The organism is Vibrio sp. Vb0304 (assembly GCF_033338995.1).
Classification (GTDB): Bacteria; Pseudomonadota; Gammaproteobacteria; order Enterobacterales; family Vibrionaceae; genus Vibrio; species Vibrio alginolyticus.
Map to the genome: position 1 here is coordinate 1 of NZ_JAWOTT010000044.1, position 7713 is coordinate 7713.

Here is a 7713-nt window from a genome sequence, read left to right on the forward strand (position 1 = left end):
GTAATCGTGCGTTTCTGGATTATTTCTATGGTTCTTGTTCTGATTGGTCTTGCGACATTGAAAGTGCGTTAATCGCACTTTCCAAGAACAAGATTTACAGTGTGATCAAATATGGAACGTTGGCAAAACATACATAGTGTTGTCGCCGTAGGGCTCGGTATTACCGGGCTCTCTGTCGTTAAACACCTAAGAAAAAATCAGCCACAGCTTGTGGTCAAAGTCATTGATACTCGCGTAAACCCTCCGGGTGCAGAGCGCTTGCCGGAAGATGTTCAACTGCATAGTGGTGGTTGGAATACAGACTGGCTTTCTGACGCGGATCTTATCGTGACCAACCCTGGTATTGCGCTAGCGACACCAGAGATCCAAGCCGTATTAGCAAAAGGTACGGCAGTAGTAGGTGATATCGAGTTATTCGCTTGGGCGGTGCAGAAACCCGTAATCGCGATTACGGGCTCAAACGGTAAGAGCACAGTAACCGACCTCACAGGTGTGATGGCTAAGGCTGCAGGTTTGGATGTTGGCGTTGGTGGTAACATCGGTGTGCCTGCACTGGATTTGTTAGAACAAGACGCAGACCTATATGTACTCGAACTCTCGAGCTTCCAGTTAGAAACGACGTCAAGCTTAAAGCTCAAAGCCGCTGCGTTTCTGAATCTTTCTGAAGATCATATGGATCGTTATCAAGGCATGTCTGACTATCGACAAGCTAAGTTGCGTATTTTTAACCATGCTGCTCTTGCAGTCGTGAACCGTGATGATCAAGAAACCTTCCCAGACGCAGAGATGCCATTGGTGACATTTGGCAGCGACAATCAGGACTTTGGTCTCGAGGTGGATGGCAACCGTACTTGGCTGCTCGATCACGGTCAACGAGTTGTCGCAAGTGATGAGCTTAAGTTGGTTGGTAAGCACAACTTATCTAACGCTCTGGTTGCTTTAGCGCTATTAAAAGCTGCGGACGTAAACTATCACAAAGCATTGAATGCACTTAAAAATTACACGGGACTGACACACCGATGCCAGGTGGTTGCGGATAATCAAGGCGTCAAATGGGTGAATGACTCTAAAGCAACTAATATTGCCAGCACTATGGCTGCGCTATCTGGTTTGGAATCGACAGGCAAGCTCTACTTACTCGTTGGTGGTGTTGGCAAAGGTGCTGACTTCTTGCCATTAAAACCGATCTTCGCGACGCTTAACTTGCAACTGTGTTGCTTTGGCGCTGATGGCGATGAATTTATGCCACTGCATGAATCTGCAATACGTTTCGACACTATGGAAGATGTGATTCAACAAGTATCTTCGCAGTTAAAACCAGGTGATATGGTGATGCTGTCTCCTGCATGTGCTAGCTTTGATCAATTCGACAACTTTATGGCAAGAGGTGATGCTTTCGCTGCTCTTGCTCAGAAATATGCATAATTAAAGGTTACACACTTCGTGGGTTTAGGTAACGTTAAACGCAGTATTGGCAATTGGCTCAAGCATCCAGCCCCAGAGGCGATGTTTGATCGTCAGTTAGTGTGGATTGCACTGGGTTTGATGTTGACTGGTTTGGTCATGGTAACCTCTGCATCATTTCCAATCAGCTCTCGATTAACGGAACAGCCGTTCCACTTTATGTTTCGTCATGCGACGTTTCTCGTGCTGGCGTTAGGGACCTCCGCTGTTATTTTGCAAGTGCCTTTGCAAGAGTGGTTTAAGAAGAGCCATTACTTACTTTGGGCTTCTTTCGCACTGTTGATCATCGTGCTCTTGGCGGGTAAGTCGGTTAATGGTGCGTCTCGTTGGATTCCCCTTGGGCTGTTTAACCTTCAGCCAGCGGAAGTCGCGAAGCTATCGCTGTTTATCTTCATGTCTGGTTACTTAGTTCGAAAGCAAGACGAAGTACGACAAACGTTCTTTGGTGGCTTTATGAAGCCAATCATGGTGTTTGCCTTCTTTGCAGTATTACTACTTGGTCAGCCAGACTTGGGGACGGTCGTCGTGATGCTGGTCACGCTGTTTGGCATGCTTTTTATCGCAGGTGCAAAACTAACCCAGTTTCTCGCCTTGATGGTGGCAGGTATCGGTGCTGTCGTTGGTTTGATTCTCGTCGAGCCATACCGTATGCGACGTGTAACCTCCTTCCTTGACCCGTGGGAAGACCCGTTTGGTAGTGGCTATCAGTTGACTCAGTCTTTGATGGCGTTTGGTCGTGGTGAATGGTTCGGACAAGGTCTCGGTAATTCAATTCAAAAACTGGAATATCTACCGGAAGCGCATACCGACTTTGTGTTTGCCGTACTTGCTGAAGAGCTTGGTTTCGTAGGCGTAGTGCTGGTCTTAATGCTGATTTTTAGCTTGGTGCTAAAAGCGGTTTACATCGGCAAGCGTGCATTTGAAGAAGGCGAAATGTTCGGAGGTTATCTGGCTTTCGGAATTGGTATTTGGTTTGCGTTTCAAACCTTGGTTAATGTTGGAGCTGCCGCCGGTATTGTTCCAACTAAAGGTTTAACACTTCCACTCATCAGTTATGGTGGTTCTAGTCTAATAATTATGTCCGTCGCAGTGTCCATACTACTGCGTATCGATTACGAATGCCGCTTGAAACGCGAGCAACAACAATCAGAACAACAAGCTAATGAAACAAAATAAACGTTTGATGGTGATGGCTGGTGGTACTGGCGGTCACGTATTCCCAGGTTTGGCGGTAGCAAAACAGCTTCAAGAACAAGGTTGGGAGATCCGTTGGCTAGGTACGGCGGATCGAATGGAAGCGGATTTGGTGCCAAAACATGGCATTGAAATCGACTTTATCAAAGTGAAAGGGTTACGAGGTCAAGGCGTTACACGTCTTCTTGCAGCACCATTTCAAATTATCAATGCCATTATGCAGGCTCGTGCTCACATGAAACGCTGGCAGCCAGACGCAGTGCTTGGTATGGGCGGTTATGTTAGCGGCCCGGGTGGTATTGCCGCTTGGATGAGTGGTATTCCTGTTGTTCTGCATGAACAAAATGCAGTAGCAGGTTTAACGAACCAATGGTTATCGAAAATCGCTAAGAAGGTTTTTCAGGCTTTCCCAGGCGCTTTTCCAAATGCCGAAGTGGTTGGGAACCCAGTTCGTGAAGACGTGACTCAATTAGCAGCGCCAACTGAGCGCATGCAAGAGCGCCAAGGTCCAATTCGCATTTTGGTGATGGGTGGCAGCCAAGGCGCACGTATTCTTAACCAAACTCTGCCAGAAGTGATGTCGAAATTGGGCGAAGATTACTGTATTCGTCATCAAGCGGGTAAAGGTGCCGCCGAAGAAGTGAATGCAGCATACCAAGCTAATGGTGTGGTAAATGCAGAAGTAATGGAATTCATTGATGACGTTGCAGAAGCTTACGCATGGGCTGACCTTTTAGTTTGTCGCTCTGGAGCGTTAACCGTATCTGAAGTCTCGGCGGCAGGTGTAGGCGCTATTTTTGTTCCATTCATGCACAAAGACCGCCAGCAAGCACTTAATGCAGACCACTTGGTGGATTGCGGCGCGGCGAAAATGATTGAACAACCAGATTTAACCGTTGAGTCTCTGACTCTGCAGATCCAACAATTGGATCGCCAAGCTTTACTTACAATGGCTGAGCAAGCGCGTGGCGCTGCAAAATTGAATGCTGACCGAGTTGTCGCACAAGCCATTGTCGCTTTGACCGAAAAGCGTTAACCGAATTATTGAGAATAGAATTGATGACAATCCAACATACACAAGACTTAGCTCAGATTCGCGCAATGGTGCCAGAGATGCGCCGCGTGAAATCCATCCACTTCATCGGTATTGGTGGTGCGGGCATGAGCGGCATTGCAGAAGTGCTGTTGAACGAAGGCTACCAAATCACAGGTTCTGATCTATCAGAGAACGCTGTGACAGAGCGTTTGGTATCAAAAGGTGCGACGGTATTTATTGGTCATCAAGCCAGTAATGTAGAAAAAGCCAGTGTGGTTGTTGTGTCAACGGCGATCAACGAAGAAAACCCAGAAGTGATAGCGGCACGTGAATTACGCATCCCTATTGTACGCCGCGCAGAGATGTTGGCTGAATTGATGCGATTCCGTCACGGTATTGCCGTTGCGGGTACACACGGTAAAACCACGACGACCGCTCTTGTTACTCAAATCTATTCTGAAGCCGGTCTTGATCCAACGTTTGTGAATGGCGGTTTGGTGAAAAGCGCAGGTACAAATGCGCGTCTAGGCTCGAGTCGTATTCTAATTGCAGAGGCAGATGAAAGTGACGCGTCATTCCTGCACTTGCAACCAATGGTGAGCATTGTTACCAATATCGAAGCCGATCATATGGATACCTATGGTGGTGACTTTGAAACCTTAAAGCAAACCTTCATCGATTTCCTTCATAATCTACCGTTTTACGGCCAAGCAATTGTTTGCATTGACGATCCTGTGGTTCGAGAGTTAATCCCACGTATTAGTCGTCAAGTGATAACTTACGGTTTTTCTGAAGATGCCGACGTACGTATTGAAGATTATCGTCAAGAGGGGCAGCAAGGCAAATTTACGGTAGTACGTAAAGGGCGAGCTAACTTAGATATCACGCTGAATATTCCAGGTCGTCACAATGCATTGAATGCGTCTGCTGCGATTGCGGTTGCTACTGAAGATGACATTGAAGACGATGCGATCCTAAAGGCAATGGCTGGTACGCAAGGTACGGGAAGACGTTTTGATCACCTTGGCGAGTTTGATACTGGCAACGGCCATGCAATGCTTGTTGATGATTACGGCCATCATCCCACAGAAGTGGATGTAACCATTAATGCAGCACGCAGTGGTTGGCAAGACAAGCGTTTGGTGATGATTTTCCAACCGCACCGTTATAGCCGTACTCGTGATTTATACGATGATTTCGCGAATGTGCTTGAACAGGTAGATGTATTGATCATGCTGGATGTTTACGCAGCGGGTGAAAAGCCGATTGCAGGGGCTGATGGGCGCGCTTTATGTCGCACAATTCGCAGCCGAGGCAAGGTAGATCCGATTTTTGTTCCAGAAATCGAGCAATTACCTTCAGTTTTAGCTAACGTTATACAAGACGGCGACCTAATCTTAACGCAAGGTGCGGGTGATATTGGTAAAGTGGCGAAACAGCTGGCAGGTCTTAAATTGAATATAAACAAGATGCTTGGCTGACACATATTGTTGACGCGAAGGACAGATAAAGACTCAGATCTCGATTTTGCGTCAATATCATTGTGATTTATTGCTATCAGTGTTTGATAGTTTACAAGAGCTCAGTATAATCCCAAGGTTAAAGTCAAGACTTTTACCTCTGCGTAATTATATGGGTAAAAAGTACACGACAAAAGTCAGGAAACGAAGACGTTGTTGAATATTGCACTGAATGACGAGCGACCAAACACGGGTAACAACCGTGGTCGCCAAGAAAAAATCTTGGGTGCGTTATTTTTCGTTGTGGTTGTGACTTTAATTAGTTCTGTTTTGTACGCGGCGATCAGTTGGATGTGGGATGACCAAAGGTTACCTCTCTCCAAAATAGTACTTCAGGGGAAACTGGAGTATGTCCAAGCTGACGATGTGCAGGCTGCATTTAGTCGAATTGATCACATCGGTACATTTATGTCTCAGGATATTGATGTATTACAGCAAAGTGTCGAAGCTCTGCCATGGGTAGCGCATGCCGCAATCCGAAAGCAGTGGCCGGATACAGTAAAAGTTTTTTTGACGGAGCATCAACCAGAAGCCATTTGGAATGGCAACGAACTGTTAGATAAAAACGGGTTCGTTTTTGATGGAGATGTTGCTCTGTTGCAAGAAGAAAAAGTGAAGCTGTACGGACCCAAAGATAGCGGACCGGAAGTCTTACAGACTTACCGTGATTTGAGTCCTAAGTTTCAGCAATTGGGTTTAGCGATATCGTCTCTGGTATTAAACGAGCGACGAGCTTGGCAAATCATCCTTGATAACGGTATTCGATTAGAGCTCGGTAAAGAGTCTCTTCTTGAGCGTATAGAGCGCTTTTTTAAGCTCTATAACAAGCTTGGCAGTGACACGCAAAGAATCAGTTATATCGATCTTAGGTACGATACAGGAGCCGCAGTTGGTTGGTTTCCTGAACAAGAGTTAGAAGAGAGTACAGATGACTAAGGCCGCTGATGACAACATTATTGTTGGTCTTGATATAGGCACTGCAACCGTATCGGCTCTAGTGGGTGAGGTTTTACCAGACGGTCAAATTAATATTATTGGCGCAGGTAGTAGCCCCTCACGCGGCATGGATAAAGGTGGCGTGAATGATTTGGAGTCGGTTGTAAAATCAGTACAACGTGCAATTGATCAAGCTGAATTAATGGCAGAGTGCCAGATCAGCCGAGTCTTCATTTCGTTGTCTGGTAAGCATATCGCAAGCCGAATTGAAAAAGGTATGGGCACGATTTCTGATGAAGAGGTGTCTCAAGAAGACATGGATCGCGCTATCCATACCGCAAAATCGATTAAAATCGGTGATGAACAGCGAATTCTTCATGTGATCCCGCAGGAGTTCACCATTGATTACCAAGAAGGAATCAAAAATCCGCTTGGTTTATCTGGGGTAAGAATGGAAGTGAGTGTCCACCTTATCTCATGCCATAATGACATGGCACGCAATATTATTAAGGCGGTAGAACGCTGCGGCCTTAAAGTAGAACAACTCGTATTTTCTGGGCTTGCTGCTAGTAATGCAGTAATCACCGAGGATGAAAGAGAGCTTGGAGTTTGTGTGGTTGATATTGGCGCCGGCACGATGGATGTGGCCATCTGGACTGGCGGTGCGTTACGTCACACAGAAGTATTTTCGTACGCAGGAAATGCTGTAACCAGTGATATTGCTTTTGCTTTTGGTACGCCAGTGAGCGATGCTGAAGAAATAAAAGTCAAATATGGCTGTGCTTTGAGTGAACTGGTCAGTAAGGATGACACGGTTAATGTACCAAGCGTAGGTGGACGACCATCACGTAGCCTGCAACGTCAAACGTTGTCAGAAGTGATTGAGCCACGCTACTCTGAGCTTATGGGACTGGTTAACCAAACTATCGACTCTGTACAAGCAAAATTGCGCGAAGAGGGTATCAAGCACCATCTGGCTGCGGGAGTTGTACTCACCGGCGGTGCTGCGCAAATGGACGGAGTGGTAGAATGTGCGGAACGCGTATTCCGCAATCAAGTAAGGGTCGGCAAACCGCTCGAAGTCAGCGGATTAACTGACTATGTAAAAGAGCCGTACCATTCTACGGCAGTTGGATTACTTCATTACGCAAGAGACATGCAGTCTAGCGACGATAGCGATTATAATGAACCTAAACGCTCATCTGTAACTGGCTTTTTCGATAAATTGCGTAACTGGATACAAAAAGAGTTTTAACCTGAGTTGCAGGATAAACGGAGACAACACATGTTTGAACCGATGATGGAAATGTCTGACGATGCAGTAATCAAGGTCGTTGGGGTTGGTGGCGGCGGTGGTAACGCCGTTGAACACATGGTGCGTGAATCCATCGAAGGTGTGGAATTCATCAGCGTCAACACTGATGCGCAAGCACTTCGTAAGACAAGCGTTGGCAATGTTATTCAGATCGGTGGTGATATCACTAAAGGTCTGGGTGCAGGTGCTAATCCACAGGTTGGCCGTGACGCAGCTCTCGAAGACAGAGATCGAATTAAAGATTCCCT

At 46.5% G+C, this 7713-nt stretch carries 6 protein-coding genes and 1 pseudogene; all 7 read left to right on the plus strand.

Annotation, left to right across the window (positions count from 1 at the left end):
* The first annotated feature begins 111 nt into the window (after nt 1-111).
* Nucleotides 112-1425: a UDP-N-acetylmuramoyl-L-alanine--D-glutamate ligase gene (gene murD, locus R7P35_RS23370; protein WP_213904799.1), complete on the plus strand. Its 1314-nt coding sequence runs from the start codon at nt 112-114 to the stop codon at nt 1423-1425.
* An 18-nt stretch (nt 1426-1443) separates the two neighbouring features.
* Nucleotides 1444-2640, plus strand: a complete 1197-nt coding sequence (gene ftsW, locus R7P35_RS23375; protein ID WP_005372933.1) for a cell division protein FtsW — start codon at nt 1444-1446, stop codon at nt 2638-2640.
* Nucleotides 2627-3694 (plus strand): undecaprenyldiphospho-muramoylpentapeptide beta-N-acetylglucosaminyltransferase, encoded by a 1068-nt coding sequence (gene murG / locus R7P35_RS23380; protein ID WP_151514437.1) that lies wholly within the window; start codon nt 2627-2629, stop codon nt 3692-3694. The genes ftsW and murG overlap by 14 nt, the downstream gene beginning before the upstream one ends.
* A 23-nt stretch (nt 3695-3717) precedes the next feature.
* Nucleotides 3718-5175, plus strand: a complete 1458-nt coding sequence (gene murC / locus R7P35_RS23385) for a UDP-N-acetylmuramate--L-alanine ligase (RefSeq protein ID WP_085569655.1) — start codon at nt 3718-3720, stop codon at nt 5173-5175.
* Nucleotides 5176-5367: 192 nt separating this feature from the next.
* The gene (locus tag R7P35_RS23390) at nt 5368-6150 is read left to right on the plus strand and encodes a cell division protein FtsQ/DivIB (protein WP_005387393.1); all 783 of its coding nucleotides are present in this window, start codon (nt 5368-5370) and stop codon (nt 6148-6150) included.
* Nucleotides 6143-7405 (plus strand): cell division protein FtsA, encoded by a 1263-nt coding sequence (gene ftsA, locus R7P35_RS23395; RefSeq protein ID WP_005372946.1) that lies wholly within the window; start codon nt 6143-6145, stop codon nt 7403-7405. Before R7P35_RS23390 ends, ftsA begins: the two co-directional genes overlap by 8 nt.
* A 30-nt stretch (nt 7406-7435) precedes the next feature.
* Nucleotides 7436-7713, plus strand: a pseudogene (locus tag R7P35_RS23400) (cell division protein FtsZ); the annotation flags it as partial.